Origin of the sequence: Massilia sp. IC2-477, from assembly GCF_020707265.1 — a bacterium.
GTDB lineage: Bacteria > Pseudomonadota > Gammaproteobacteria > Burkholderiales > Burkholderiaceae_D > Telluria.
Window position 1 is genome coordinate 486715 of sequence record NZ_JAJFEQ010000001.1, and the last position, 25527, is coordinate 512241.

Consider the following 25527-nt stretch of genomic DNA (forward strand, 5'->3'; position numbering starts at 1 on the left):
GGATGCACATGCCTTCACGATAACCGAAGGCCGCCTGCCGGGCGCACACGCCTGTGCTAGACTCTTTTCGCTTTGCAACACGCACTGTGCATTTCGGAGACGGCAACCCATGCTTAAAAAAACGATGCTTGCCAGCCTGCTGCTGGCGTCCCTTTCCCTGCCGGCGGCAGCGGCCACGAAGTCGAACAGCGCTCCAAGCGACAGCGCCGTCAAGACCGCCAAGTACGCGGCGACCACCTACCGCAAGGACGTCGTCGACACCCTCGCCAAGCTGGTGAGCTACAACACGGTGGCCGACAAGGCCGTCCCGTCCGACAAGAATCCCGTCCACATCGCGTTCAAGGAAGCGCTCAAGCTCGAGGCCCAGCGCCTGGGCCTGGACTACACCGACCACGGCTGGACCGTGGTCATCGGCCTGGGCAATGGCAGCGAGCGGGTCGGCGTGATCACCCACGGCGACGTGCAGCCAGTCAACCCCAGCAAGTGGAAGAAGTCGCCCTTTGTGCTGGACCGGACCAGCGAGCCGGGCAAGCTGCTGGCGCGCGGCGCCGAGGACGACAAGGGTCCGATCGCCACCGCGCTGTACGCAATGAAGGCAATCAAGGACAAGGGGCTGCCGCTGTCCAAGCGCATCGAGCTCTACGTGTACATGGGCGAGGAATCGGACTGGGCCCCGCTGGTCGAATTCCTCAAGACCCACCAGCCGCCGCAGGTCAACATCACGCTCGACGCCGAATACCCGGCGGTGACGGCGGAGAAGGGCTATGGCACGGTGGCCGTGACGGTGCCGAAGGCGGCCGCCGTGGCCGCGCCGGCGGGCGAGCCGTATGTGGCGGAATTCGGCGGCGGCTTCTTCGGCAGCCAGATTCCAGAAGATGCGAACGCCGTCATCGCCAATGCCACGCCGGAGATTGAGAAGGCGGTGCGTGCCCGCGGCGCGAAACAGGAGGGCATGCAGTACAGCTTCAGCTGGCAGGACAGCACCCTGAGCATCAAGGCCAAGGGCGTGTCGGCCCACTCTTCGAAACCGGAAGACGGCGTGAACGCGGTCAGCATGCTGGCCGACGCGCTGGCCGTGCGCCCCTGGGCCAATACGGTCGCCGGCGGCGTGGTGAACTTCCTCAACGAGATGGTCGGCACCGGCATCTACGGCGAGAAGTTCGGCAGCATCGCCTACCGCGACAGCTTCATGGGCCCGATGAGCTTCGCGCCGACCGTCATCAAGCAGCGCGAGGACGGCATCGAAGTCTCGATCAACATGCGCCGCCCGCAGGGCAAGAGCAACGAACAGCTCACCAAAGAGGTGAACGAGGCGCTGGCGCAATGGCAGGCGCGCCGCCTGCCGCTGGCCAACGTCACGGTGCGCATCAGCGATCCCTGGGTGCAGAAGAGCGCGCCGCAGCTGCCGATCCTGATGAACGTGTTTTCCTATTTCACCGGCATGAAGAACCCGCAACCGGTGTCGGTCGGCGGCGGCACCAATTCGCGCCTGTTCCCCGGCGCGGTCAGCTTTGGTCCCGCAATGCCCGGCAAGGTCTATACCGGCCACTCCGAGCATGAGTTCATCACCGAGAAGCAGCTGCTGCTGAATCTGCAAATGTACACGGCAGTGCTGGTCGAACTGGCGAAGTAAGCCCGCGCCATCACGCCATGAGCCCCGGCAGCGCCGGGGCTTTTTTTTGCCCATTCACCGGCAGTGCTCAACATCGTGATCATGTTGAGTTCGTAGGCATTAACCGCGCTGAAATGTGTAAAATTTTCTCATCGTGCTGTAGGAATGTACTTACAAAAGTGAGCTGCCTCGACTGTGGTTTTTCGCCTTTCCCTAGGAGCGGCGGGGCAGGCTTCGAGAGCGGCTTTTCCCCTCTGGCGCCACGTCATTGACGACCGGAAAATCCCTCGGTTCTAGAGGGAAAATGTGGCGAAAGCAGCATGATAGGATCATTGTTACAGACCGCGAGCAGACCGGGATCCCCGGTGCCCGCTTGCGCGCATTTGCTTCACTAACAAGCCAATTGCCCGACATTTTTTGGATGCCATGCACAGCAAAGATCTCAAGAAGCCGGACGGACGCAACATCACCCTGTACAGCAACCAGCCCATTCCGGAAGGCCTGACTGCGCCCAGTCCTTTCCCCGATCCCCAGCATGCCAATCCGCACCTGCGCTGGCATCCGCTGCGCGGCGAGTGGGTGACCTATGCTGCCTTCCGCCAGAACCGCACCTACCAGCCGCCGCCGCAGTACAACCCGCTGGCGCCGATCAGCGACCCGCAGCACCCGACCGAGATGCCGGCCGGTGATTACGAAATCGCGGTGTTCGACAACCGCTTCCCCTCGCTGGCGCTGGAATCGCATGATCCGCCCACCGTGACGGTGCCGACCGCGCCGGCCAACGGCCACTGCGAAGTGGTGGTGTTCACCCAGGACCCGAATTCCTCGCTGGCCTCGCTGCCGCTGTCGCGCATCGAGCTGCTGCTCTACACGTGGGGCGACCGCACCCAGCGTATCGGCAGCCGTCCGAACATCCACTACGTGCTGCCGTTCGAGAACCGCGGCGCCGAGGTGGGCGTGACCCTGCACCATCCGCACGGCCAGATCTATTCCTATCCCTTCGTGCCGGCGGTGCCGGCGCGCCAGCTGGCCCAGGAGCGCGAATACTTCCTGCAGCACGGCACCAGCCTGCTGTGCGACATGGCGCGCGACGAGGCGGCGGATGGCAAGCGCGTGCTGTACCAGGACGAGCATGCGATCGCCTTCGTGCCGGCCTGCGCCCGCTACCCCTACGAGGTGTGGGTGATGCCGACCGCGCCTTGCAAGGATTTCGCGGCGCTCACGCCGCCGCAGCGCGCCGGCCTGGCGCGCGCGCTCAAGACCGTGCTGCTCAAGTTCGAGGCCTTGTGGAACCGGCCTTTCCCTTACCTGATGGCCTGGTACCAGGCGCCGACCGACGGCGCCGAGCATCCGGAAACCCAGCTGCACGCGCAGTTCTATCCGCCATACCGCACCAAGGACCGCCTGAAATACCTGGCCGGTACCGAGCTGGCGGCCGGCATGTTCGCGATGGACGTGCTGCCCGAGACCACCGCCTACGAACTGCAGCAGGTGGAGGTCAGCCTGGATGGCGACAGCGGGCCCGGGGAGGGGCGCGCATGACCGGACTCCAGCCACGCGCCCTCGAGGTCGCGGACAAGCTGGCGGTCCTGCGTGCGCACCTGGCCGCGGCGAACGCGGGGGCGATCCGTTTGCGCGGCGTCGACTGGTTCGCCTGGGTGACGGCGGGCGGATCGAGCGCCGTGCTGCATACCACCGACGGCGGCGTGGCCGAGGTGCTGGTCACGCCTGAAGAGGCCTGCATCCTGACCGACGCCATCGAGGCCGAGCGCCTGCGCGCCGAAGAGCTGCCCGAGGGTTTCACCTACCACGTCGAGCCCTGGGCCGAGCCCGAGCTGCGCGAACGCTACGTGCAGAACGCGGCGGCCGGGCGCACGATCATGTCGGACCGCCCGCAGGGCGGCGAGCAGCCGCTGCCTTACGCGCTGCGCCAGCGGCGCCTGGTACTGGGACAGAGCGAGCGCGAACGCTACCGCGCGCTGGGACGCGAGGCGGCCGAGGCGATGGGCGAGGTGCTGCGCCGCGCGCGGCCCGACTGGACCGAGCAGGGGCTGGCCGGGGCCGGCGCCGAAGCGCTGTGGCGGCGCGGTATCCATCCGGCGCTGGTGCTGGCCGCCGGCGAGCGCCGCCTGCCGGCCTGGCGCCATCCGACGCCCTCCCATGAACCGCTGGGAAAACGCGCCATGCTGGTGTTCTGTGCGCGCCGCCATGGGCTGTATGCCAATCTGACCCGCTTCGTGTCCTTCGCGGGGGCGGCGCCGGTGGACGAGCAGCGCGCGCTGATGGAGGTCGAGGCCACGGGCCTGGCGGCCGTCGAGCCGGGCAAGTCGCTGTCGGCGGTGTACCACGCGCTCGCCGCGGCCTATCACCACGCCGACCGCGAGAACGCGATCCGCGAGCACCACCAAGGCGGCATCACCGGCTACAAGGCGCGCGAGATCGTGGCCGGACCGAGCACCGCGACCCAGCTGGAAGAGGGCATGGCGTTCGCATTCAACCCGAGCTTCGCAGGCGTAAAAATCGAAGACACTTTCCTGCTCGGCCCCGATGGGCTCGAGAATCTCACGTTCGACCCCGGCTGGCCGGCGGCGGACGTACATGGCCGCAAGCGGCCCCTTTGGCTGGAGGCGCAAGCAACATGATGAACACCGACACCTTCTTCGGCGGCGCGCCGGAAGTGAACGCGTCGGCGCCCGGACGCGTCAACCTGCTGGGCGAGCACACCGACTACAACGACGGCTTCATGCTGCCGGTGGCCACGCCCCAGGGCACCATGGTGGCGATGAGCCGCAGCGGCGACGACCATTTCCATTTCTATTCGCCGACCTTCGACAACACCGTCACCTTCGCCCAGGACGGCAGCGCGCCGCAGGGCTACGGCAGCTACGTCGAGGGCTGCATCCGGCTGGTGCAGGCGGAGGGTGTGGAGGTGCCGCCGCTGCGCGTCTACATCACCACCAACCTGCCGGTCGGCTCGGGACTGTCGTCCTCGGCCGCGCTCGAGGTGGCGACCCTGCGCGCGCTGCGCGCACTGCTCGGCTTCGAGCTCGACGACGTGAAGCTGGCGCGCATCGCCCAGCGCGCCGAGATCGAATACGCCCACGTGAACTGCGGGATCATGGACCAGATGGCGTCCAGCCTGGCCGACGAGACCAGCATGCTGTTCATCGACGCCCGCACGCTGGAGCACCGCCTGGTCAAGATGCCCGCGGATACCGAGCTGATCGTGATCGACTCGGGCGTGGCGCGCAAGCTGGCCGCCAGCAAGTACAACGAACGGCGTGCCGAATGCGAGGAAGCCTCGCGCAAGCTGGGCGTGCAGGCGCTGCGCGACGTGACGGATCCCGCCTCGGTGGAGACGCTGCCCTCGCCGATGCGCGAGCGCGCCCGCCACGTGGTGATGGAAAACCTGCGCGTGCTGGAAGCGGCCGAAGGCGTCAGCGCCGAGCGTTTCGGCGAACTGATGAACGCCTCGCACTTCAGCCTGCGCGACGACTACGAAGTGTCGATCCCCGAGCTGGACGAGCTGTGCGAGCACCTGCGCGCCGCGCCCGGCGTACTCGGGGCGCGCCTGACCGGCGCCGGCTTCGGCGGCGCCTGCGTGGCGCTGTGCCGGGCAGGGCAGGCACAGGAAGCGGCCGCCGCCGCGCTGGCGGCCTATAACAGCAAGCAAGGACGACAGGGCCGGATCCTGGTTCCGGTACCGACTGAACAGAAAGGACAACAATGAATCAGTTTGAATACCCCCGTCCCCAGCTGGTGCGCGACAACTGGATCAATCTGAACGGGAAGTGGCGCTTCTGCTTTGACGACGAGATGAAATACCGGCTGCCGGACGGCGCGCCGGAATGGACCCATGAAATCAACGTGCCGTTCGCGGTCGAGACGGAGTTGAGCGGCATCCAGGATACCGGCTTCCACCGCGCCGTCTGGTACGAACGCGAGTTCCAGCTGGCGCCCAACAACAAGCGCACCATCCTGCACTTCGGCGCCGTCGACTACGCGGCCCGGGTCTGGGTCAATGGCCGCCTGGTGGCCGAGCACGAGGGCGGCCACACGCCGTTCTCGGCCGACATCACCGGCGTCATGAACGAGGACGGCAGGCAGGTGGTCACGGTGTTCGTCGAAGACGACCCGGCCGACCTGGCCAAGCCGCGCGGCAAGCAGGACTGGCTGCTGGAGCCGCACTCGATCTGGTATCCGCGCACCACCGGCATCTGGCAGACCGTGTGGGTCGAGCAGGTCGAGGACACCTATATCGCTTCGCTGCGCTGGACCCCGATCTTCGAGACCTACGAGATCGGCTGCGAGGTATTCGCCGCCGGTCATACCCAGCAGGAGCTGTTCGTCGAGGTCAAGATCTGGCACGGCGAACAGCTGCTGGCGGACGACTACTACAAGCTGCTGGCGGGCGAAGCGAACCGCAAGATCGCGCTGTCCGACCCCGGCATCGACGACTCGCGCAACGAGATCCTGTGGAGCCCGGAACGCCCGACCCTGCTCGACGCCGAAGTGACCCTGCGCTGCGGCGACAAGGTGCTCGACCGCATCCGCTCGTACACGGCGCTGCGCTCGGTATCGATCAACCGCGACCGCTTCATGCTCAACGGTCGTCCCTACCAGCTGCGCCTGGTGCTGGACCAGGGCTACTGGCCGGAATCCTTCATGACCGCGCCGTCCGACGAGCACCTGAAACGCGACGTCGAGCTGGTCAAGCTGATGGGCTTCAACGGCGTGCGCAAGCACCAGAAGATCGAGGACCCGCGCTTCCTGTACTGGGCCGACAAGCTGGGCCTGCTGGTATGGGAAGAGATGCCCTCGGCCTACCGCTTCAGCTCGCGTGCGATCACGCGCATGGTGCGCGAATGGACCGAGGCGATCCAGCGCGACTACAGCCACCCCTGCATCATCGTGTGGGTTGCCTTCAACGAATCCTGGGGCGTGCCGAACCTCACGCTCACCCAGGCGCACCGCAACGCGGTGGAGGCGCTGTACCACCTGACGCGCACGCTGGACTCGACCCGTCCGGTGATCGGCAACGACGGCTGGGAAGCCTCGGCCACCGACATTCTCGGCATCCACGACTACGACTGCGATCCGGAAAAGCTGCAGGCGCGCTACGCCGTCACCGACCCGGTGCGCACCTTGTTCGATCAACGGCGTCCGGGCGGCCGCATCCTGACACTGGACGGTTTCCCGCACCGCGGCCAGCCGATCGTGCTGACCGAGTTCGGCGGCATCGCCTACGATCCGAAGCAGGATCCGGATGCGGACAAGACCACCTGGGGCTATTCGCGCGCCCATTCGGCGGAAAGCTACCTGTCGCTGTACCGCGACCTGTTGCGGGTGGTGAACGAGACCTTCATGTTCAGCGGTTTCTGCTATACCCAGTTCACCGACACCTTCCAGGAGGCGAACGGCCTGCTCAATGCGGACCGCACGCCGAAGCTGCCGCTGGAAGTCATCAGCGCCGCCACGCGCAATGTGGCGCTGCAGCGCAAGGACATCGAGACCGAAGGGGACGGCATCCCTGGCGGCACCGGCATGCCATAAGGCTCTGCCGGGCAGCAAGACTGAGCAGCGCACCGGTTTCGGTGCGCTGTTTTTTTGTGGCCTGGCCTTGGTGCGGCGCGCCTCAGCGCTGGATGGCGCCGCTGGTGACGTTGACCCGGTCGCCGCTGCGGAAGTCCGGCGTGGTGTCCTGCGTCACGACCTGGGTGCTGCCGTCGTCCATGCGCACCGTGACGCGGTAGCTGTTCGAGCCGGTGGCGCCGCTCGACCCTGTGCTGCCGGAGGCGCCCGAGCTGCCCATGCTGCCGCTGGCGCGCGGGATGACCTCGATCGCCAGCACCGTGCTGTTGGGGGAGGCGCTGCCGGCCGTCGAGGTGCCGGTCGCCGCCGAGCCGGACGAACCGGTGCTGCCCATCGCGCCCGAGCTGCCGGACTGGTCATAGCTGGAAGCGCTGCTGCTGCCCGAGCTGCCGGAGCTACCCGAGCTGCCCGAGCTACCCGAGCTGCCGGAGCTGCCTGAACCGGAGGTGCCGGTGCCCATGGTGCCCATGCTGCTCGAGCTGCCGCTGCTGCCGGTCGGGTTGCCGGAAGCATCGGTGGCGCTGCCCGAGCCGTAGCTGCTGGAGCCGCCGGTGCCGGTGGCGCCGGTGGTGCCACTGGAACCGCCCGAGGTGCTGCCGCTCGTGCCGCTGCTGCCGCTCGCGCCACTCGATGTGTCGCCGCCGCCGCGCATGCTGGAGCACCCGGCGAGGCTCAGCGATACAGCCAGCAAGCCCGCCAGGATGGTGCTCTGGTGTTTTTGCTTCATGATTTACTCCTTATGGTGGATGTTCGATCGTGGATGTTCAATCGGATGCGTGACGATGCCACGTGCCACTGGAGTGAGAGGCGGGAAGTGCGTCAGCGTTCCAGCTGACTCGGGTTGAAGCTGAGCTGCGTCAAGGAGGCCACCGGGACGGTGGATTTTTCGGGGGGAGAGGAGGTCAGTGCCGGTCGGCCGCGGCCTGTCGGGGAACGAGGGCGGCCAGCACGGTGCTGGTCAGCAGCGCCGCGGCCACGTCGACCATCCAGTCGCGCACGTCGCCGTTGCGGTAGGGCAGGAAGCTCTGCACCAGTTCGTCACCGGCGCCCATCAGGGCGATCGCCAGCACGGCCTTGGCGGCGCGCACCTGGCCGCTTCCCGTGCTGCCGAGGAACCACAGCAGCGTCAGGAAGGCGTAGGTCAGGCCGTGCAGCACGACGCCGGGCGCGAATTCGCCGACCTCGGCACGCGCTCCCGGAACCGAGCCGGCCACGACCACGCCCGCGTACAGCAGCAGGGCTGCCTTGATGCGGGCGGAACGCAGGCGGGGATCGAGCAGCAGGAGCGACAGGAAAGCGGGCATGGCGGTGCGGCGTTGGGCAAATGCCAACGATACCATGCCGATCTTGTTACTGGCCACACCGACCGGCCGCCCCGGGCAGCCGCAGGCTCAGATCGTCAGCGCGGGTGCGCCGTTCGCGTAGTGGGCGTCGAAACAGCTTTCGCAGTCGGCGCAGAACAGGTGTGCCATGCGAACGCTGTTCTGCCGCAGCACGAGTTTGAGGTGGGTTTGCCGGCACTTGGGACAGATCTCGCGCACGCTGCCGAAAGTCAGCAGGTTCAGCGGCACGCTGTCGTCGTCGAGCCGGTCGATGACGGCCAGGGGATTGAGTTCACTGAGCACCAGCCTGCCGTCGGCATGCTGGCGGCGTCCGGCGGCGGATTCCTGCGGATGTGCGTAGCTCTCGGATACACGTAGATTCATAGGACAGGCTCCCATTATCTTGTTGTGTTGTCTCCGCAACCCTGCAGATGAGGAAAATCGCAGGGCGGGAGATTCATGATAGCCAAATACGGCGCGGCTTCAAGCCTTGCCGGAAGTTTTTGTTGGTGCCTTGCCACTGAAGAAAAAAATGCCCACCAGGAACTGGTGGGCACAACCCAAGATCGGGCCAAGAGACGTAATCGGTTGGTGTGTTGCACGCTGGTGCAGCACACCTGCTGCCATCAGGCATATCGGTTGCGTGTACGGCAGGTGATTCAAAGTATATGGCTTGATTGTGACCACGCTGTGACAGGGATCAAATGCGAGCCGCTGTGCCCGAACTGTACGGCCCGGCCATGATCTCAACAATATCGCGCAGGACGCGCGGTCGCGAAGGGCAAAAAAAAAGCCCGCTCTAGGCGGGCTTAAAACTATTTTCTTGGAGGAGAATAGTGGAGACAGGTGCCATTATGTTGGCCGGCCCGATATATGTCCAATTTAGAATACGGATACCAGACATGGTTTTTTCATATATCTGTTCCGACAAGCCGTTCCTGCCGCCCCGGAGCGTGTAGGCGCTCCTAGTCGCGCACCGGCACGGTGTAGTTCAGCGCCATGCGGCCACCGTCGGCGTACAGGGTCTGGCCCGTCATGTAAGAGGCGTCATCGCTCGCCAGGAAGGCGCAGATGGCGGCCACTTCCTCGGGTTCGCCGCAGCGTCCGAGCGGCGTGCGCGACAGGATCGTGTGGCGCGCTTCCGGACTGCCGAGCACGGCTTTCCTGGCGAGCTCGGTCAGGATGGTTCCAGGGCCGATGGCGTTCACGCGGATGCCATGTTCGGCCAGGCTGATCGCGGCCACGCGCGTCAGCTGGTTGACGCCGCCTTTCGACACGACATACGGCACTTGGTTCGGGATGGTGAGCTCGGCGTTCACGCTGGACATGTTGATGATGCAGCCGGCTTGGCGCTTCACCATCTCGCGTGCGGCCGCCTGGCTGCACAGGAACATCGACTTCAGGTTGATGCGCAGGACGCGGTCGAAGTCGTCTTCTTCCAGGTCGAGGAAGCTGGCCGCATGGGTGACGCCGGCATTGTTGACGAGGATATCGATCTGACCAAAGGCTGCCAGGGTGGCGGCAACCATTGCGTCGACCTCGGTCTTGATGCTGACGTCCGCCTGGTAGAAACGCGCCGCCTCGCCGAGCGCCGCGGCAGCATCCGCGCCCTCCGGACGGATGTCTACCAGCATGACGCGCGCGCCTTCCTGCACCAGGCGGGTAGCGCACGCGAGGCCGATGCCCTGGCTGGCGCCGGTCACGATGGCGGTTTTGTTGGCTAGTTTCATGGCGTGCATACTTTCATGGAAAACAGGAAAGCCGCCATTGTATCGATCTTGCGCGGCAGGGCGCTGGCTAGCGGGGCAAGGCCTTCGCCACCACGCCGCCCTTCATGACGAAAACGACCCGTTCGATCGCCGCCAGCTCGTCGAGGGGATTGCCGTCCACGGCGATGATGTCCGCGTGCGCGCCCTCGGCCAGCACGCCCAGCCCCTCCTGGTCGAGCAGGCGCGCATTGTTGATGGTGGCCGCCTGCAGGATCTCGCGCGTGCCCAGTCCCGCTTCGGCATAGGCGAACAGCACCCGCTTGGCCGCTTCTCCGCGCGATGGCCCCAGTCCCATGTACATGTCCGAACCGGCGGCGATGGTGACGCCGGTGTCGCGCGCGCGCCGCAGGCGTTCATGATAGGGCTTGGCCAGGCCGACGACCTGTTCGCGCGTCAGCGGCATGTTCAGCTTGCGCACCTGCTTTTCGGCCAGCGACACATCCATGTCGGTCGGCACCAGGAACACGCCTTTACGTTGCATCTGCCTGAGCGTGGTGTCGCTGAGCTTGTAGCCATGCTCGATGGCGTCGACGCCGGCTTCGAGCGCGCGTTCGATCGCTTCGTCGGTGGTGGCGTGCGCGGTGACCTTCAGCTTGTACAGATGCGCTTCCTCGACGATGGCCTTCATCTCCGCCAGCGAGAGCAGGGTGCGGTTGGGCGAGCTGTTCGAATAGATCTTGATCAGGTCGGCTCCATGGTAGACGTTCTCGCGCACTGCGATGCGCGCATCCTCGGCGCCGCGCACGATGCGGTAGTCGCCGTCGATGAGGCCGGCGTGGCCCGGCGCCAGGTTCGGCACCTGGCCCCCTTCGGGCGCCAGTCCGGGACCGGAGACGAACAGCCGGGGGCCGGGCACCGAGCCCTCGTCAATGGCGCGCTTGAGCGCCACGTCGGCGAAGCGCCCGGCGTTGCCGAGGTCACGGACGGTGGTATAGCCGGCCTCGAGATAACTGCGGGCACGCGCGGCGCCGCGCAGTGCGCGCAGCGGATCGCCTTCCATGACCACCGCCTTGGTGACCGTCAGCGTATTGTGCTCGTCGCCGGGATGCTCCTGCAGCAGGTGGGCATGGGCTTCGATCAGGCCCGGCATCACCGTGTAGCCGCTCAGGTCAATGACGGTCGCGCCGTCGGGGATCGCAAGCCCGGGGCCCATCGCGCTGATCCGGCCTTTTTCGACGAGGATGACCTGGGGGCCGCCCACGCGTCCGGCGCGGCTGTCGAATACGCGGCCGGCCTTCAGGGCGAGTACCGGCTCGGCGGCGGGCGAGGGCGGGCACACCAGTGCCATCAGGATCGCGAGCAAAGGGATACAGCGTTTCATTCCGCCTCCACGGGCTGGTTGGCTGGCGACTGCTAGGCGCTTCCTGGAAACAGGGGTGCGATGAGATACAGGATTGTGCCGTTCTGTACGGCGTGCGCGCTGCCTGCCGCCAGGAAGGCGGGTCCGATGCCGAGCCAGCGCATCGCCAGATAGGCGCAGGCAAAGACCATACCGCTGAAAAACGTCGTCAGCGCGTGGACCAGGCCGCCGTTTACCAGGTGGCCGCATCCGAATACCAGGCCGCTCAGCAGCACGCAGGCAAGGGCTGGCGCGCCGAGGCGCCGCGCCAGCTCCACCGGCAGCAGCTGCCCGAGCAGGGTTTCGATCACCGGCGCATACAGAATCGCCAGCACGAAGATCCTGTCCTGGCCGAGCCCGGCAAGGCTGGCTGCGGCGGAATCGCCCCATAGTTCGGGCGGCAGGAACTGCAGGGCCAGGCCGAGCACGAGCAGCGCGCATAGCGTGCCCAGCAAGCCCATGCAGGCGCCCAGGCAGGTAGCGGCAAGCAGGGGCCGGGGTGCGATGCGGGGATGCCAGCGCGCCAGGCGAGGCGGGGTGGTCGTGGTCTGATTGGCCAAGGCGGTCTGCATCATCCAGGAATGCTCCGATCGTAGTGAGCTGCGGCGGCCGAATGCAGACCTGCCTCAATCGAACAGGCAGCCGAAGCGCCGCCGCTCCGGCCGCCGGCTCACAGCATCAGCGGCTTGTCCGGCAATTCGTTGCTGCGGTTGCCGTTCGCCGGGAAGTGCTGGCGCAGCAGTTCGTTCACCTGGCCGATGGCGGCCAGGGTCGCGTCGTGGAAGCGGCCGGCCTTGAAGCCCTCGGTCATGGTGCGGCACACCGCCTGCCAGGTGGCGCTGTCGATCCGGCGGTCGATGCCGCGGTCGGCCACGATATCGACCTTGTGCTCGGCCAGGTTGATATAGATGAGCACGCCGCAATTGTCTTCCGTGTCCCACACGCCGTAGTCGGCGAACAGGGCCAGCGCGCGCTGGCGATTGGTGACGCCGTCCCAGGCGTCGTCGAAAGGCAGGGCCTTCTCGACGATCAGGCGCACTTCGCCGCGGTGGGTCTGTTCGCCGGCCGTGATGGCCTCGGTGATTGCGCCAAGGGTCGCCTCGGGGAAGGCCCGTTTGGCGTCCGCGCTGCTGCTGCCCAGGTGGCGCCAGGCGCGCTTGAATCGTTGTGTGAAACCCATTACCAGTCTCCCGAGGCGCCGCCGCCGTCGAAGCTGCCTCCACCGCCGGAAAAGCCGCCGCCACCGAATCCGCCACCGCCGCCGCCGAAGCCGCCGCCACGGCCCATGCCGCCCAGGACGTTACCGAGGATGATGCCGGTGGCGACGTCGCCCAGCCCGCTGCTGCGGCGATGGCCCCAGTGGTTGGGCGACAGCCGGCTGCGGCGCGGTTTGAAGAGCGAACGCAGTACGAAGAAGCCGATCAGGAGCGGGATGATGCCGAACAGCGAAAAACCGCCGCTATCCTGCTGGACCTGGCGCTGCGGCAGCTGCTGCTGGGCCGGGGCCGGGAAGCTTTCCTTGTTCAGCAAGGTCGCGATGGCGCCCACGCCGGCCACCAAGCCTTCGTAATAATGGTTCTGGCGAAAGTGCGGAGCGATCACGTCCTGCAGGATGCGTTTCGACTGGGCGTCGGTGAGCACGCCCTGCACGCCACGTCCGGCCTCGATGCGCAGGCGCCGCAGCGAACTCGGGTTGTCGCGCGCTACCATCAGCAGCACGCCGTCGTCGATGCCCTTGCGTCCGAGCTTCCAGGCGTCGGTGACGCGGATGCTGAACTGTTCGATGGCTTCCGGTTCGGTCGACTTGACCAGCAGGACCGCGATCTGGCTGCCGGTGCGCGCCTCGTAGTCGGCCAGCACGGCCGTGAGGCGCTCGCGCTGGCTGGCGTCGAGCATGCCGGCTTCGTCCACCACCCGCCCCGTGAGCGGCGGCACAGGCTTCAGCTGCGCAACAGCCGGGCCGGCCAGCAGGCCCGCCAGCAGCAGGAGCCACAGGGAACGCAGGAAACGCAGAAGTTGGCCGCTAGCTAGCTGCATCGTGTACGTCCGCTTACTTGCCGAAGTCGACCGTTGGCGCCGTCGAGATCGCCTTCTCGTTCTCGACCGTGAACGAGGGCTTGGCTTCGTAGCCGAACATCATGGCCGTCAGGTTGGTCGGGAACTTGCGGACCGTGACGTTATAGTCCTGCACCGAAGCGATGTAGCGCTGGCGCGCGACCGTGATGCGGTTTTCCGTGCCTTCCAGCTGCGACTGCAGGTCGCGGAAGCTGGTGTCGGCCTTCAGGTCTGGATACTTTTCGGAGACGGCCATCAGGCGCGACAGCGCGCCGGACAGCTCGCCCTGCACCTGCTGGAATTTCTGGAAGGCGGCCGGGTCGTTCAGCACTTCCGGCGTGATCTGGAAGCTGGTCGCGGCGGCGCGTGCGCGGGTGACCGATTCCAGGGTTTCGCGCTCGTGCGAGGCATAGCCCTTCACGGTGTTCACCAGGTTTGGAATCAGGTCGGCGCGGCGCTGGTACTGGTTCACCACCTCGCCCCAGGCCGCCTTGGTGGCCTCGTCCTTGGTCTGGAACTCGTTATAGCCGCAGCCCGACAGCAGGGTGCCGGTCAGGAGGGCCACGGCCAGGGTACGGGTCCAACGGGAGAAGAGGGTAGATGTCATGATCGTTTTGTCCATGGCAAGTTGTCGAATGGTCAAAATATACATGATGTAAAGATCTTCTGGCGCATCATCGTGGAGCGGCATGGCTCGCGGGTACAATATTGGGTTTGCAATATTCGACCATCAAGGGGCCCGACGTGACTTTCATCGACAAACTATCCGCTGCATGGACCCGCAACAATTCCCTGCTGTGCGTCGGACTCGACCCTGACCTGGCGCGCTTCCCCGCCCACCTGCAGGGACAGCCGGACGGCATCGTCCAGTTCTGCAAGGCGATCATCGACGCTACCGCCGACCTGGCCTGCGCCTTCAAGCCCCAGATCGCCTATTTCGCGGCGCTCGGTGCGGAAGCACAGCTGGAAGAAATCTGCCGCTACCTGCGTGAACGCTATCCGCACATCCCGCTGGTGCTCGACGCCAAGCGCGGCGACATCGGCGCCACCGCCCACCAGTACGCGCGCGAAGCCTTCGATCGCTATGGCGCGGATGCGGTGACGGTCAGCCCCTACATGGGTTTCGATTCGGTCGAGCCCTACCTGGAGTGGGCCGACCGTGGCGTGATCGTGCTGTGCCGCACCTCGAACGCGGGCGGCTCCGACCTGCAGTTCCTGGACGTGGGCGGACGCCCGCTGTACCAGCACGTGGCCGAGTTGGTGGCCACGAAGTGGAACCGCAACGGCCAGCTGGCGCTGGTGGTGGGGGCGACCTTCCCGGAAGAGATCGCGCAGGTGCGCAAGCTGGTGGGCGATATGCCGCTGTTGATCCCGGGTGTCGGGGCGCAGGGTGGGGATGTGGAGGCGACCGTCAAGGCGGGGCGTACGGCGAATGGGGCCGGGATGATGATCAATTCGTCGCGGGCGATCCTGTATGCGGCGCCTCAGGCGGGTGAGGATTTCGCGGCGGCGGCGCGGCGGGTGGCGATGGAGACGCGGGATGCGATTAATGGGGCGCGGGGGTAAGGTTACGCTGGTGGATTGCTGAAGAAATTGGATCCCGGCCTGCGCCGGGATGACGTGCTCAGGCTAACGCTTGAAAGTACGGTAACGATATTCTTGAGTTAGCCTAAGAACCGTCATGAACGCCACTGGCGCCCATGACTCCCGGCGCAGGCCGGGACCCAAGTTCGTTGTGCAGATGCGAACCAAACATCAATACCTGCTCGGCGCAATCCCCTCCGCATAGTCATACAGCGCCCCCAGGATCTCTTCCGCCCGCTCGTCCGCATTCTCGGACAGCGCATCGATCTCTGCAAACAGCTGGTCCACCGTCCGCGCCCCGTTCGCGCCATCGAACAGGCGCGCCGCGCGGTGCGCCTCCCACTGCTGCATTTCCGCTTCCGACAGGGTCTGCGGGAAGTTGCGGGCGCGGTAGCGGAAGAACAGCTCGCCCAGGCGCTCGTCTTCGAACGAGGGCCGCATGCCGGCCAGGGCCTGCGGTTTTTCGGCACGCAGCGACTCCAGCTTGCGCCGGTCGCCGTTGCCGACAAAACCGCCGTACAGGTCTTCGTCCACATCGACCTCGTCACTCGACGCCGGCTTCTTGAACACCTCGGCCCAGATCGCCGCCATATTGCGCCCGGCCGCTGCCAGGGCCGCATGGGCGCGGCCGCGTTCCAGGTCGATGTCCCAGCGCGCCGCCATGCTCGGGTGCAGGGTCTTGAGGTTCCCTACCAGCATCGGCGACTTGTTCAGGTGCACGCTCTTGATCGGCAGGCGCGTCATCCCTTCCGGCATGTCGGCGCTGCGGGTGAACATGCGGGTGCGGATGGTGTCGATGTCCAGGTCGAACAGTTCCGATGGATCATGGCGGCAGTCCCACACCAGGACCTCGTTCTTGTTGGTCGGATGCTGGGCCAGCGGCCACACCAGGCCCAGGCAGCCGTATTCGACCGGGAACATGCCGGACACGTGCAGGAAGGGCTGGCGCTGCGCCGGCTCGAGGTGCAGGCCCATCTCGGCGGCGACGCGGTCCTTGCGGCGCAGTTCCAGGCAGAAGTCGAACAGCTTCGGCTGCTTTTGCCGGATCAGGCGGGCGAGGGCGATGGTGGCGCGCACGTCCGACAGCGCGTCGTGGGCTGCGTCGTGCACCAGGCCGTTGGCCCTGCTCAGGTCTTCCAGCCGGAAGCTGGGCTTGCCGTCTTCCTTCATCGGCCACTCGATGCCGTCGGGACGCAGCGCATAGGTCATGCGCACCACATCCAGCAGGTCCCAGCGGCCGCAACCGTTCTGCCATTCGCGCGCATACGGGTCGATCAGGTTGCGCCAGAACAGGTGGCGAGTCACTTCGTCGTCGAAGCGGATCGTGTTGTAGCCGACCCCGACCGTGCCCGGCTCGCTGAAGGCGGCCTCGATGTGGCGGGCGAATTCGTGTTCCGGCACGCCGTGTTCCAGGCAGTGCTGGGGCGTGATGCCGGTGATCAGGCAGGACTGCGGATCGGGCAGGAAGTCCGGCGCCGGCTGGCAGTACAGCATGATCGGTTCGCCGATCTCGTTCAGTTCGGCGTCGGTGCGGATGGCTGCGAACTGGGCCGGGCGGTCGCGGCGGGGGACTGCGCCGAAGGTTTCATAGTCGTGCCAGAGGAAGGTATGCGTGCTCATGAATTGTTGTGCTGTAGCGGGCAGGCGCCATGGTGGCACAGAATGGGCGCGGCGTCAGCCGTCGCGATCAGCGCTCGAGACCGAACTAAATGCTGACGCGGTCGCGACCGGCCTGCTTGGCGCGGTACAGGGCGGCGTCGGCCGCCGCCACCAGCTCGTGCTCGGTGCCGCCGAGCGGCAGGCTGGCCACGCCGAACGAGCCGGTAATGTGGGGCAGCGGCAGGCGCATGTCGGGGAACACGATGGCCGTGCGCAGGCGTTCGGCCAGGCGCTGCGCCACCATCTCGGCCAGGCCGGTCTGGGTATCGGGCAGCACCGCCATCAGTTCTTCGCCGCCGTAGCGTACGGCAAAGTCGGAGGGACGCAGCGACTCGCGGATGATGTTCGCGGCGGCGGACAGGGCGGCGTCGCCGGCGATGTGGCCGTGGGTATCGTTGAAGCGCTTGAAGTGGTCGAGGTCGATCATGATGACCGAGAGCGGGCTGCCGTCCTGGCCCGCCCGTGCAGCCAGCTTGGGCAGCATTTCGTTGAGCCAGGCGCGGTTGTACAGGCCCGTCAGGCCGTCGTTGAGCGAGAGCTGGCGGTAGAACTCGCCCAGCTTCTGGCGCCGCCTGAGCTGGGCGTTGGCGGCGCGCACGCGGAAGGACAGCAGGCGCAGCAGGTTACGCGCCAGCACGTTGGAGCGGTCGATCAGCTGCCACACCAGTTCCGGTTCGATCACCAGCAGTTCGCAGTCTTCCAGCGCCGTCATTGCCGCCAGGTTGACCGCGTCGTCCAGCACCGCCTGCTCGCCCACGCTTTCGCCGGGCAGCACGTGGGTGACGCCCGTATCCTCATTGCCGCTGTGGGCGTCCGGCGCCACCTCCAGCGTGCCGGACAGCACGATGTAGAGGCGCGCGCGCAGGCCGTCCTCGACCCGCTGGCCGGCCGCCACGCGCAGCACCGTGCAAGGGGCGAGCGCGGCCGTGACGGCCGGGTCGTCGGCGTCGCGGAACAGCTGCAGGTCGCGCACGGCGTAGGGGGATGCACCGAAGGTGCCGATCGGGTCCAAGGGGATTCTCTAATGAAAGCGTCATTACGACATGGAATGATAACCCATTGCAACTCATGCGGATGGGGTGGCGTTCCAGAAACAACAGTGGTCAAATGGCGGCCATGACGAATTCCTCCCATTACATCGACGCGCTCGGCCATTCCCACCCTCCGGCGCAGGGCGCCCGCATCGTCTCGCTGGTGCCCTCGATCACCGAACTGCTGTGCGAGCTCGGCCTGGCGCAGCAACTGGTCGGCCGCACCGGCTTCTGCATCCATCCGAAGGACATCGTCGAGCGTATCTCGAAAGTGGGTGGCACCAAGGACGTCAACATCGAAAAGATTCGCAAGCTGGCGCCGACCCACCTGGTGGTGAACATCGACGAGAACGAAAAGCCGACCGTCGAGCGGCTGGCGGAGTTCGTGCCGAACATCGTCGTCACCCACCCGCTGGTCCCAACGGACAACCTGGCGCTGGCGCGCCTGATGGGAGGAATCTTCGGCGTGGAAGGGGCGGCCGAACGCTGGTGCACTGCCTTCGAACAGGAATACGCGACCCTGCAGGCCATGCCACGGGCGCCGCAACGCACCGTCCTGTACTGCATCTGGCAAGACCCGTGGATGAGCGTATCGAAAGACACCTACATCGCCGCCATGCTGGCCGAACTGGGCTGGCGCGTGCCGGACCTGGGCCAGGCGCGCTATCCGCGCTTCGAGTGGTCGGAAGGGCTGGTCGACCAGCTCGATGCGGTGCTGCTGTCGACCGAACCCTACCGCTTTACGGAAGCGCATGCGGACGCGCTCGAGAAGCAGCTCGGCATCCCGGTGTTCCTGGTCGACGGAGAGATGATGTCGTGGTACGGCAGCCGCGCACTGGCCGGCCTGCGCTACCTGCGCGAGCTGCGGGCGATGGTGGAAGGCGCTGCCTGATACACGCGCACGCCCAGGAGCAGGGCGTGCGCGAGTGGATCACGAATCGGTCAGGTGCTTGTCCGACAGCGGATCGTCGATGGCCGGGGAGGTATGCTTGTTCTTGTCCTGCAGGCGGCCGAGGGCGCTGTCGAGGGCGCGCGCCAGCTTGCCGCCGGCGTTCTTGATCGACTGGCGCAGGTCGTCGGAGTGCTCATGGACGACGATCGGCTGGTAGCCGCTGACGCGTGCTTCCATCATGCAATAGTTGCCGCCGTCGGCGCCTTTTTCCCTGTTCTCATTGCTCAGATGCACGTCCACACGGGTAATGTGCTCGCCAAAGCGATCGATCGAGCTGCGGACAACCGTTTCCACGTGTTCGTCCAGGCCCTGGTGGTTGGTGATGGTGCGGTCGGTATTGACGTTGATCTGCATGTGATTGCTCCTGTTGTCATAACGCTTACATCTTACCTGCGGCGCGATTTTGGCCGCGTCCCGTTATGACAGGTGGGGTCGGCCCCGCAAGTTGCAAGGCCGACCATATTCAGGAGTCGCCTCAGCGGCGGTGCCGCTGGAAGAACTGCCACATCAGCTCGTTGGCATCGACGTCGCGCGTGGTCTTTCCGATCGGCAGGCCCACATTGAAGGCATCGGCGCCCGGCCAGGTGTGGCCCCCCTCCTTGACCGTTACCAGGGCCACCCGCGTGTCGGCATCGCCCTGTTCCAGGTAGTGGACCTCGGTGCCGTCGGCTTTGTCGGTGTCGAGCACGCGCGACTGCTCGGCGCTGGCCAGCAGCCCGTTGTGCTTGAGCCAGTAGCGGTGGCTGTCGACGGCGGACAGGTATCCAGTGGCCTTGCCGTCGTAGGCGACCACCTGGTCGGCGCTGCCGTGGACCAGCATCACGCCTACCTTGCCCGGCTTGCCGTGGTGTTGGACCACCGGCTCCGGCGTGGGTCCGCCCACCGAGGCCACGGCGGCGAAGGTCTGCGGCAGCTCGGCCGCCAGGCGCAGCGCGAAGAAGCCGCCGCGCGACAGGCCGGTGGCGTATACGCGGCTGGCATCGATGCGGTAGTCCTTCCTGAGTTTGGCGAGCAGCGCCTCGGTGAAGCCGACGTCGTCGCTGCCGCCCAGGTAGGGCTGGCCGAAGCCGACGTTCCAGTCTTCCTTGATGCCTTTCGGGTAGACCACGATGAAGCGGTGCCGGTCCGCGGCCCGGTTCATGCCGGTGTACAGCATTTGCTCGGCCATGCTCATGCCGCTGCCGTGGAAGTTGAAGACGACCGGGTAGGGCCGGGTGTCGCTCGCGTACGAAGGCGGGGTATAGACGATGTAGCGGCGTTTTTCTTCCTTGTGGACCAGGCTGCTCACCTGGGCGAGCGCGCTGCCGCACCCGGCGGCGAGGACGAGGAAGGCGATCAGGATGTGTTTCATGGCGACTCCGTAGTGATGGAGCCACCAGCGTACGGATCCTCAGGTGAAATCGCGGTGAAATCCGCCCGCTTTTTCAGGCCGCGTGGCGCGGCGTGATCTCGACCCGGTAGTCCTTGACGCCCGGATGAAAGGCGATGTCCCAGCCCATGGCCTGCGCCGCGCGCAGCAACAGCAGCTGTCCGTGCGCGAAGCCCTGGACCTGGCCGCGCCGCTCTCCATCCACGCTGTTGGCGATGCACAGCCGCCCGTTTTCCCACGCGATCGCGAGCACGACCTGCGGCCCGCCATGGAACAGGGCATTGCCGATGCAGTTGTTGAGCAGGATGCCGGCCAGCTGGCGGTTGCCGAGCACCGGCAGCCGCTCCGGCAAGGACAGGCTGAAGCGCTCCTCGTGCCAATCCTCTGCGCCGGGCAGGCGCAGCAGGCAGGTCTCGATGACGGCGCACAGGTCGACGTTTTCCTGGCCGAGCTGCTGGCTGCGCGCCAGCGCGAACAGGACGTCGATGGTGGCGCCGATGTCGTGCAGGCCGCTGCGCAGCTGCGCCAGTTCCTCGGGGCCGAGCGCACGGCCTTCGCTCAGGACCAGCGTGTTGCGCATGACCGTCAGGGGCGTGCGCAGTTCATGGCCGACGTCGCGCGTGAAATCGTGCTCGCGGCTCAGCGCGGCCTGCAGCGCGCCGAAGCTGGTGTCGAGGCGCTCGGCCAGCACGCCGATCTCGTCAAGCCGCCCGCGCGCGCTGAAGGCGGGCGTGGCGCCGGGCGCCAGGGCCTGCGCTTCGCGCGCGAGCACCTGCAGCGGCAGCACCAGGCGCCGCGCCAGCAGCCAGGCCAGCAGCAGGGCCAGCGCGATCAGCAGCAGCGCGACGAAGATCAGCACCCCACCCACGTCCTGCACCACTTTCGACACCACCAGCACCGGCGCGACATCGGCCAGCAGGTAGACGCGGCCTTGGCCCGGCAGCTCGCGCGCCAGGAGGTGGTAGTGCTGGCCGGTGTCGGTAAAGATTTCGGCGCGTTCCTGCAGGGGAGTGGTGGCGGCGAGTACCGCCGCGGGGAGGCTCGCGTGGCTGGCGTGGATGGCGACCAGGTCGCTGGACGGGCGCGGCAGCGCGCCGTGGCGGGCGGCGTGCTGCTCGATGGCCCGGGCCTCGCGTTCCAGCAGGCGCCCGACCAGCATGTCTTCGGTGACGTAGGCGATCACCACCGCCAGGCCCGTATAACCCAGGCAGATCAGGACCGTGAAGCCGGCCAGCGCGGCGAACAGGCTGCGGCGGATCGATCTAAGCATCGCCGGGCGGATCCAGGTCGAGGCGGTAGCCGAGCTGCAGGATGGTGGCCAGGATCTTGCGGCCGGCGGCCGCTTCCAGCGTCTTGCGCAGCGTGTAGATGTGCGACTTCAGCGCATCGCTGTCGGGCGGGGTCGCACCCCACAAGTGCTGGACCAGCGCCGAGCGCGGCACCGGATGCGGGTGCTCGCGGCACAGCATAAGCAGGATGGCGAAGCCGGTCTGGGTCAGCGCCAGCGGTGCGTCGCCGTAGAGTGCGCGCCGTTCGCGCGGCATCAGCGTGAATGGCCCGACCCGCAGCTCCTGCGGCTGGTAGAGGGCGCCGCGCCGGGCCAAGGCCTCGCAGCGCAGGGCGACTTCGCGCAGGTCGAAAGGCTTGGGCACATAGTCGTCGGCGCCTTCGCGAAAGCCCTGCGCCTTGTCTTCGAACGCGTCGCGCGCCGTCAGCATCAGCACCGGCACGTTGCGCGGCGCCCCGGCCTTGATTGCGCGGCATACCTGCAGGCCGTCGATGTCGGGCAGGTTCAGGTCGAGCAGCACCACGTCGTAGGGCTGCGTGGTAGCGAGCCGGATGGCCAGCTCTCCGGTGCCCGCGTGGTCCGGCTGCCAGCCGAGCCCCTCGAGAAAGCCGACCAGCTGGCGGGCGATGGTCGGGTGGTCCTCCACCACCAGCACGCTCAGCACGGGGCGCTTCATGCCCTGGCCCGCTCCTGTTCTTTCTCGTGGTGAGGGAAGCGGTCCATGCGCGACAGCACCGGGAACAGCAGCGCCCACAGGCCGGTCACGGCGAGCGTGGCGGCGCCGCCGAGCAGGATGGCGCGCACCAGGCCGAGCCAGCCGGCGGTGACGCCGGATTCGAATTCGCCCAGCTCGTTGGAGGCGCCGATGAACACCGAATTGACCGCGCTGACGCGGCCGCGGATGTCGTCCGGCGTTTCGTACTGCACCAGCAGGTGGCGGATGTAGACGCTCACCATGTCGCCCGCGCCGAGCAGGAACAGGGCGCCGAGGGCCACCGGGAAGCTGTCGGTCATGCCCATGACGAGGGTGCACAGGCCGAACACGGCGACGCCGCCGAACATCCACAGGCCGACCCGGCGCGTGATTGGGAAGAAGGCCAGCAGGATCGAGCACAGGGCCGCACCCAGGCCCGGTGCGGTGCGCAGCAGGCCGAGCGCTTCTGGGCCGGCGTGCAGCACGTCGTGGGCGTAGGCCGGCAGCAGGGCGGTGGCGCCGCCGAACAGCACCGCGAACAGGTCGAGCGAGATCGCACCCAGCACGATCGGGCGCGACCACACGAAGCGCAGGCCTTCCAGCAGCGACGCCAGGCTCACCGGCCCCTGGCTGCGCGCCTGCGGCGCGGCGCGGGTGCCGGCCATGCACAGCACCGCGACCGTGAGCAGACTGGCGGCCACCATGTGCACCGTCATCGGGCCGAAGGCGTACAGCAGGCCGCCGATGATCGGGCCGGCGATGACGGCCACGTGGAAGGTCGAGGAACTCAGGGCCACGGCCTGGCTGAAGTCGCGGTCCGGCACCAGGTTCTTCAGCACCGCCTGCGAGGCCGGCATCATGAAAGCGCGCGCGGAGCCGAACAGCACCAGGATCGCGAACACCGGCCACACCACGCTGCTGCCGCTGGCCGTGAAGCCCACCAGCAGCAGGCTGCACAGCAGTTGCGTGGCCATGCACAGCAGGACGATGTTGCGGCGGTTATAGCGGTCGGCCACGTGGCCGGCCCACAGGATCAGCACCAGGAAGGGCGCGAACTGGGCCAGGCCGATCAGGCCGAGGTCGAACAGGCTGCGCGTGATCTGGTAGACCTGCCAGCCGATGGCCACGCTCTGCATCTGCACCGCGAGGGTGCCGAGAAAGCGCGCCGAGAGGTAGAACGAGAGGTTGCGGTTACGCAGAACGGCCAGGCCGCTGGACGAGGACAGCAGGGACATGAAGGGCTTTCGGGACAATGCTAGGGATCGCTATGCATTGTGCCCGAAATTTGGACTTTCGTAGGGTGGGCGGCTCGTGCATCGTGCCACCGGCACGATGCACCCCACGCGGTGATCGGTCCTAGCTCCTGTTTCGCGCCGGATGATCTCGCCGCTAACTATCACCGCGTGGGCGGGAGACCCGCCCACGCTACGCGAGGTCCGCCTCGGACGTAAATGCATCCGCAAAGAACTCGTCTTCCGGCAGTCCGCACTGCGCCACGTAGTCACGCCGCGCCGATTCCACCATGATGGGCGCACCGCATGCGTATACCTGGTAGCCCGAGAGGTCCGGGATGTCCTGCATCACGGCCGCGTGCACGTAGCCGGCGCGGCCCTGCCAGGCGTCTTCAGGCAGCGCGTCCGAGATCACCGGCACGTACTGGAAGTCCGGCAGCGTGGTTTCCCAGGCGCGGCACAGCTCGTCCATGTACAGGTCCTGGGGACGGCGGCCGCCCCAGTACAGGCGCACGGGGCGGGTCGATTTCAGGTGCATCAGGTGCTCGACCAGGGCCTTGACCGGGGCGAAGCCGGTGCCCGATGCCAGCAGCACGATCGGCTTGTCGGACTCTTCGCGCAGGAAGAAGGTGCCGAGCGGGCCTTCGAAGCGCAGGATGTCGCGCTCCTTCATGGCGCCGAACACGTGGTCGGTGAACAGGCCGCCCGCCAGGTGGCGGATGTGCAGTTCGAGCGGGCCGCTGAACGAGGGCGCGCAGGCGATGCTGTAGGCGCGGCGCTTGCCGTCCTTGAGCAGGAATTCGATGTACTGGCCGGCGCGGTAGGCCAGCGCCTCGTTGGCCGGCAGCTGCAGCGTGACGATGGCCACGTCGGGCGCGGCCTTGCGAATGCCGGCGACCCGGGTCGGCATCTTGCGCACCGGGTAATCCGAGCTGCCGCCCACTTCGCGCGCCTCGATCACCAGGTCCTGTTGCGGCACGGCGCAGCAGAACAGCGACATGCCCTGGGTCTTCTCGATGTCGCTCAGGGCGCGCTGCTGGTGCGGCTTGTGGGTCAGTTCGCCCTCGAGGACCTTGCCCTTGCAGGAACCGCAGGCGCCGTTCTTGCAGCCGTAAGGCAGGCCGATGCCGGCGCGGATCGCGGCGGAGAGGACGGTTTCGTCGGCTTCGCAGCTGAACTGGTGGCCGCTGGGCTGGACGGTGATCTGGAACGTCATAAATGGATGCTCTGATGTTGCTATTGGAATGTCTTGGCTATTTTACACGGAGCAGGGCGGGGGCCGCAGACGCTACCCGGGCTGGGATACAATCCTGCGGCACCGAACCGACCCTTTGAAGGAAGCGCCATGCAAGCCAGCGATACCCCGACCCTGACGATCCACCAGGCGCCCCACGGCCGGGGACTGGCCTGGCTGGCTGCCGGCTGGTCCATGTTCCAGCGCCGCTGGCAGCCCTTGGCGGTGCTCAGCGCCGGCCTGCTGATCCTCCTGTGGCTGTTCATCCCGCGGGCCAGCATCCTGGTGCCTGTCCTCGCCACCGTCTACCTCGGCATTGTCGCGGCCTGGTGCCGCATGGCGCGCGGAGGCGAAGTCTTCCTGGCCGGCAGCGGCGTCTGGAAGAATCCGGCGCTGTGGGCGCTCGCCATCGTGGTCGGCCTTGCCTCGCTGGCGCAGCTCATGCTCGTCGGCGCGATCGGGGCCGGCGCCGCGATGCAGGGGATGTACAGCGCTGCGCATATCGGCAAGGGCCTGTTCTATGCGTTCGCCGCCGCCCAGCTGCTGGTGTGGCTGGCCTTGTCGACGCTGTGGCTGGCGCCGGCGCTGGTGGTGGAACGGAGAATCGGCGTGGCGCGCGCGCTGGGCCTGAGCGTGGCCGCTTCGCTGCGCAATCCGCTGCCCTTCCTGACGGTGGCGGTGCTGGGCACACTGATGCTGCTGTTGTCGATGCTGCTGCTGGGGCTGGGCCTGATCGTGGCCATGCCGGTGCTGGCCTGCGCCGCGGCCAGCGCCGCCGACGAGCTGCTGGCCTGA

General features: G+C 66.8%; 25 protein-coding genes. 8 read left to right on the forward strand and 17 right to left on the reverse strand.

What is annotated here, in order from left to right; all coding sequences use genetic code 11:
• Positions 1-109 precede the first annotated feature (109 nt).
• From LK542_RS02150 to LK542_RS02170, 5 genes are all read left to right on the forward strand, one after another.
• Complete coding sequence (locus tag LK542_RS02150; RefSeq protein WP_227810626.1) at positions 110-1633, forward strand: dipeptidase; 1524 nt, start codon at positions 110-112, stop codon at positions 1631-1633.
• 405 nt (positions 1634-2038) lie between these two features.
• Positions 2039-3154: a galactose-1-phosphate uridylyltransferase gene (gene galT, locus LK542_RS02155; RefSeq protein WP_227800337.1), complete on the forward strand. Its 1116-nt coding sequence runs from the start codon at positions 2039-2041 to the stop codon at positions 3152-3154.
• Positions 3151-4254 carry a Xaa-Pro peptidase family protein gene (locus LK542_RS02160; protein ID WP_227810627.1) on the forward strand — a complete coding sequence of 368 codons (1104 nt, stop codon included), beginning with the start codon at positions 3151-3153 and terminating at the stop codon, positions 4252-4254. The genes galT and LK542_RS02160 overlap by 4 nt, the downstream gene beginning before the upstream one ends.
• Entirely contained in the window at positions 4251-5342 is a 1092-nt protein-coding gene (galK, locus tag LK542_RS02165) for a galactokinase (protein WP_227810628.1), read from the forward strand. The genes LK542_RS02160 and galK overlap by 4 nt, the downstream gene beginning before the upstream one ends.
• A complete protein-coding gene (locus tag LK542_RS02170) occupies positions 5339-7165 on the forward strand; it encodes a glycoside hydrolase family 2 protein (RefSeq protein ID WP_227800340.1) in 1827 nt (608 codons plus the stop codon). The genes galK and LK542_RS02170 overlap by 4 nt, the downstream gene beginning before the upstream one ends.
• A gap of 82 nt (positions 7166-7247) precedes the next feature.
• On the opposite strand, the gene LK542_RS02175 is transcribed toward LK542_RS02170, so the two are convergent.
• The 9 genes from LK542_RS02175 to LK542_RS02215 form a co-directional block, all read right to left on the reverse strand.
• Entirely contained in the window at positions 7248-7931 is a 684-nt protein-coding gene (locus LK542_RS02175; RefSeq protein WP_227810629.1) for a hypothetical protein, read from the reverse strand.
• A gap of 175 nt (positions 7932-8106) precedes the next feature.
• On the reverse strand, positions 8107-8544 hold the full coding sequence (locus tag LK542_RS02180) for a VanZ family protein (RefSeq protein ID WP_227810630.1): 438 nt from the start codon (positions 8542-8544) through the stop codon (positions 8107-8109).
• A gap of 51 nt (positions 8545-8595) precedes the next feature.
• A complete protein-coding gene (locus LK542_RS02185; RefSeq protein WP_227810631.1) occupies positions 8596-8910 on the reverse strand; it encodes a hypothetical protein in 315 nt (104 codons plus the stop codon).
• Between the two features lie 581 nt (positions 8911-9491).
• Complete coding sequence (locus LK542_RS02190; protein WP_227810632.1) at positions 9492-10256, reverse strand: SDR family NAD(P)-dependent oxidoreductase; 765 nt, start codon at positions 10254-10256, stop codon at positions 9492-9494.
• A 67-nt stretch (positions 10257-10323) separates the two neighbouring features.
• Entirely contained in the window at positions 10324-11616 is a 1293-nt protein-coding gene (locus tag LK542_RS02195) for an amidohydrolase family protein (RefSeq protein WP_227810633.1), read from the reverse strand.
• A gap of 32 nt (positions 11617-11648) precedes the next feature.
• Positions 11649-12194, reverse strand: a complete 546-nt coding sequence (locus tag LK542_RS02200) for a type II CAAX prenyl endopeptidase Rce1 family protein (protein ID WP_227810634.1) — start codon at positions 12192-12194, stop codon at positions 11649-11651.
• 110 nt (positions 12195-12304) lie between these two features.
• Positions 12305-12814: a TPM domain-containing protein gene (locus LK542_RS02205; protein WP_227800347.1), complete on the reverse strand. Its 510-nt coding sequence runs from the start codon at positions 12812-12814 to the stop codon at positions 12305-12307.
• Positions 12814-13671: a YgcG family protein gene (locus LK542_RS02210; RefSeq protein WP_227810635.1), complete on the reverse strand. Its 858-nt coding sequence runs from the start codon at positions 13669-13671 to the stop codon at positions 12814-12816. The genes LK542_RS02205 and LK542_RS02210 overlap by 1 nt, the downstream gene beginning before the upstream one ends.
• 13 nt (positions 13672-13684) lie before the next feature.
• Positions 13685-14296, reverse strand: a complete 612-nt coding sequence (locus LK542_RS02215; RefSeq protein ID WP_227800349.1) for a LemA family protein — start codon at positions 14294-14296, stop codon at positions 13685-13687.
• Positions 14297-14433: 137 nt separating this feature from the next.
• Here LK542_RS02215 and pyrF point away from each other — a divergent pair, with 137 nt between their 5' ends.
• Positions 14434-15255: an orotidine-5'-phosphate decarboxylase gene (pyrF, locus tag LK542_RS02220; protein WP_227810636.1), complete on the forward strand. Its 822-nt coding sequence runs from the start codon at positions 14434-14436 to the stop codon at positions 15253-15255.
• Positions 15256-15444: 189 nt separating this feature from the next.
• Here the strand turns inward: pyrF and sbcB are convergent, their stop codons facing one another.
• Both sbcB and LK542_RS02230 read right to left on the reverse strand, forming a co-directional pair.
• Positions 15445-16893: an exodeoxyribonuclease I gene (sbcB, locus tag LK542_RS02225; RefSeq protein WP_227810637.1), complete on the reverse strand. Its 1449-nt coding sequence runs from the start codon at positions 16891-16893 to the stop codon at positions 15445-15447.
• An 85-nt stretch (positions 16894-16978) separates the two neighbouring features.
• Positions 16979-17944 (reverse strand): GGDEF domain-containing protein, encoded by a 966-nt coding sequence (locus LK542_RS02230; protein WP_227800352.1) that lies wholly within the window; start codon positions 17942-17944, stop codon positions 16979-16981.
• 104 nt (positions 17945-18048) lie between these two features.
• Between LK542_RS02230 and LK542_RS02235 the strand changes: the two genes are divergently transcribed.
• The gene (locus LK542_RS02235) at positions 18049-18855 is read left to right on the forward strand and encodes a helical backbone metal receptor (protein WP_227810638.1); all 807 of its coding nucleotides are present in this window, start codon (positions 18049-18051) and stop codon (positions 18853-18855) included.
• A 39-nt stretch (positions 18856-18894) separates the two neighbouring features.
• Here LK542_RS02235 and LK542_RS02240 read toward each other — a convergent pair whose 3' ends face one another.
• From LK542_RS02240 to LK542_RS02265, 6 genes are all read right to left on the reverse strand, one after another.
• Positions 18895-19269 carry an HPF/RaiA family ribosome-associated protein gene (locus LK542_RS02240; RefSeq protein ID WP_227800354.1) on the reverse strand — a complete coding sequence of 125 codons (375 nt, stop codon included), beginning with the start codon at positions 19267-19269 and terminating at the stop codon, positions 18895-18897.
• A 121-nt stretch (positions 19270-19390) separates the two neighbouring features.
• The gene (locus LK542_RS02245; RefSeq protein WP_227810639.1) at positions 19391-20266 is read right to left on the reverse strand and encodes a PHB depolymerase family esterase; all 876 of its coding nucleotides are present in this window, start codon (positions 20264-20266) and stop codon (positions 19391-19393) included.
• Positions 20267-20339: 73 nt separating this feature from the next.
• Entirely contained in the window at positions 20340-21554 is a 1215-nt protein-coding gene (locus tag LK542_RS02250) for a HAMP domain-containing sensor histidine kinase (RefSeq protein ID WP_227810640.1), read from the reverse strand.
• Entirely contained in the window at positions 21547-22248 is a 702-nt protein-coding gene (locus LK542_RS02255; RefSeq protein WP_227810641.1) for a response regulator transcription factor, read from the reverse strand. The genes LK542_RS02250 and LK542_RS02255 overlap by 8 nt, the downstream gene beginning before the upstream one ends.
• The gene (locus LK542_RS02260; protein ID WP_227810642.1) at positions 22245-23501 is read right to left on the reverse strand and encodes an MFS transporter; all 1257 of its coding nucleotides are present in this window, start codon (positions 23499-23501) and stop codon (positions 22245-22247) included. Before LK542_RS02260 ends, LK542_RS02255 begins: the two co-directional genes overlap by 4 nt.
• A 190-nt stretch (positions 23502-23691) precedes the next feature.
• The gene (locus LK542_RS02265) at positions 23692-24714 is read right to left on the reverse strand and encodes a CDP-6-deoxy-delta-3,4-glucoseen reductase (protein WP_227810643.1); all 1023 of its coding nucleotides are present in this window, start codon (positions 24712-24714) and stop codon (positions 23692-23694) included.
• Positions 24715-24843: 129 nt separating this feature from the next.
• Between LK542_RS02265 and LK542_RS02270 the strand changes: the two genes are divergently transcribed.
• A complete protein-coding gene (locus tag LK542_RS02270) occupies positions 24844-25527 on the forward strand; it encodes a hypothetical protein (RefSeq protein WP_227810644.1) in 684 nt (227 codons plus the stop codon).

Bases quoted from the DNA above. Each gene is read 5' to 3' on its own strand.
- galT (WP_227800337.1), top strand. From the start codon at position 2,039: ATGCACAGCAAAGATCTCAAGAAGCCGGACGGACGCAACATCACCCTG.
- LK542_RS02150 (WP_227810626.1), top strand. From the start codon at position 110: ATGCTTAAAAAAACGATGCTTGCCAGCCTGCTGCTGGCGTCCCTTTCC.
- LK542_RS02205 (WP_227800347.1), bottom strand. From the start codon at position 12,814: ATGGGTTTCACACAACGATTCAAGCGCGCCTGGCGCCACCTGGGCAGC.
- galK (WP_227810628.1), top strand. From the start codon at position 4,251: ATGATGAACACCGACACCTTCTTCGGCGGCGCGCCGGAAGTGAACGCG.
- LK542_RS02240 (WP_227800354.1), bottom strand. From the start codon at position 19,269: ATGCAGATCAACGTCAATACCGACCGCACCATCACCAACCACCAGGGC.
- LK542_RS02215 (WP_227800349.1), bottom strand. From the start codon at position 14,296: ATGACATCTACCCTCTTCTCCCGTTGGACCCGTACCCTGGCCGTGGCC.
- LK542_RS02185 (WP_227810631.1), bottom strand. From the start codon at position 8,910: ATGAATCTACGTGTATCCGAGAGCTACGCACATCCGCAGGAATCCGCC.
- sbcB (WP_227810637.1), bottom strand. From the start codon at position 16,893: ATGAGCACGCATACCTTCCTCTGGCACGACTATGAAACCTTCGGCGCA.
- LK542_RS02260 (WP_227810642.1), bottom strand. From the start codon at position 23,501: ATGTCCCTGCTGTCCTCGTCCAGCGGCCTGGCCGTTCTGCGTAACCGC.
- LK542_RS02195 (WP_227810633.1), bottom strand. From the start codon at position 11,616: ATGAAACGCTGTATCCCTTTGCTCGCGATCCTGATGGCACTGGTGTGC.
- LK542_RS02245 (WP_227810639.1), bottom strand. From the start codon at position 20,266: ATGAAACACATCCTGATCGCCTTCCTCGTCCTCGCCGCCGGGTGCGGC.
- LK542_RS02270 (WP_227810644.1), top strand. From the start codon at position 24,844: ATGCAAGCCAGCGATACCCCGACCCTGACGATCCACCAGGCGCCCCAC.
- LK542_RS02210 (WP_227810635.1), bottom strand. From the start codon at position 13,671: ATGCAGCTAGCTAGCGGCCAACTTCTGCGTTTCCTGCGTTCCCTGTGG.
- LK542_RS02170 (WP_227800340.1), top strand. From the start codon at position 5,339: ATGAATCAGTTTGAATACCCCCGTCCCCAGCTGGTGCGCGACAACTGG.
- LK542_RS02255 (WP_227810641.1), bottom strand. From the start codon at position 22,248: ATGAAGCGCCCCGTGCTGAGCGTGCTGGTGGTGGAGGACCACCCGACC.
- LK542_RS02235 (WP_227810638.1), top strand. From the start codon at position 18,049: ATGACGAATTCCTCCCATTACATCGACGCGCTCGGCCATTCCCACCCT.
- LK542_RS02190 (WP_227810632.1), bottom strand. From the start codon at position 10,256: ATGAAACTAGCCAACAAAACCGCCATCGTGACCGGCGCCAGCCAGGGC.
- LK542_RS02175 (WP_227810629.1), bottom strand. From the start codon at position 7,931: ATGAAGCAAAAACACCAGAGCACCATCCTGGCGGGCTTGCTGGCTGTA.
- LK542_RS02265 (WP_227810643.1), bottom strand. From the start codon at position 24,714: ATGACGTTCCAGATCACCGTCCAGCCCAGCGGCCACCAGTTCAGCTGC.
- LK542_RS02160 (WP_227810627.1), top strand. From the start codon at position 3,151: ATGACCGGACTCCAGCCACGCGCCCTCGAGGTCGCGGACAAGCTGGCG.
- LK542_RS02250 (WP_227810640.1), bottom strand. From the start codon at position 21,554: ATGCTTAGATCGATCCGCCGCAGCCTGTTCGCCGCGCTGGCCGGCTTC.
- LK542_RS02180 (WP_227810630.1), bottom strand. From the start codon at position 8,544: ATGGTATCGTTGGCATTTGCCCAACGCCGCACCGCCATGCCCGCTTTC.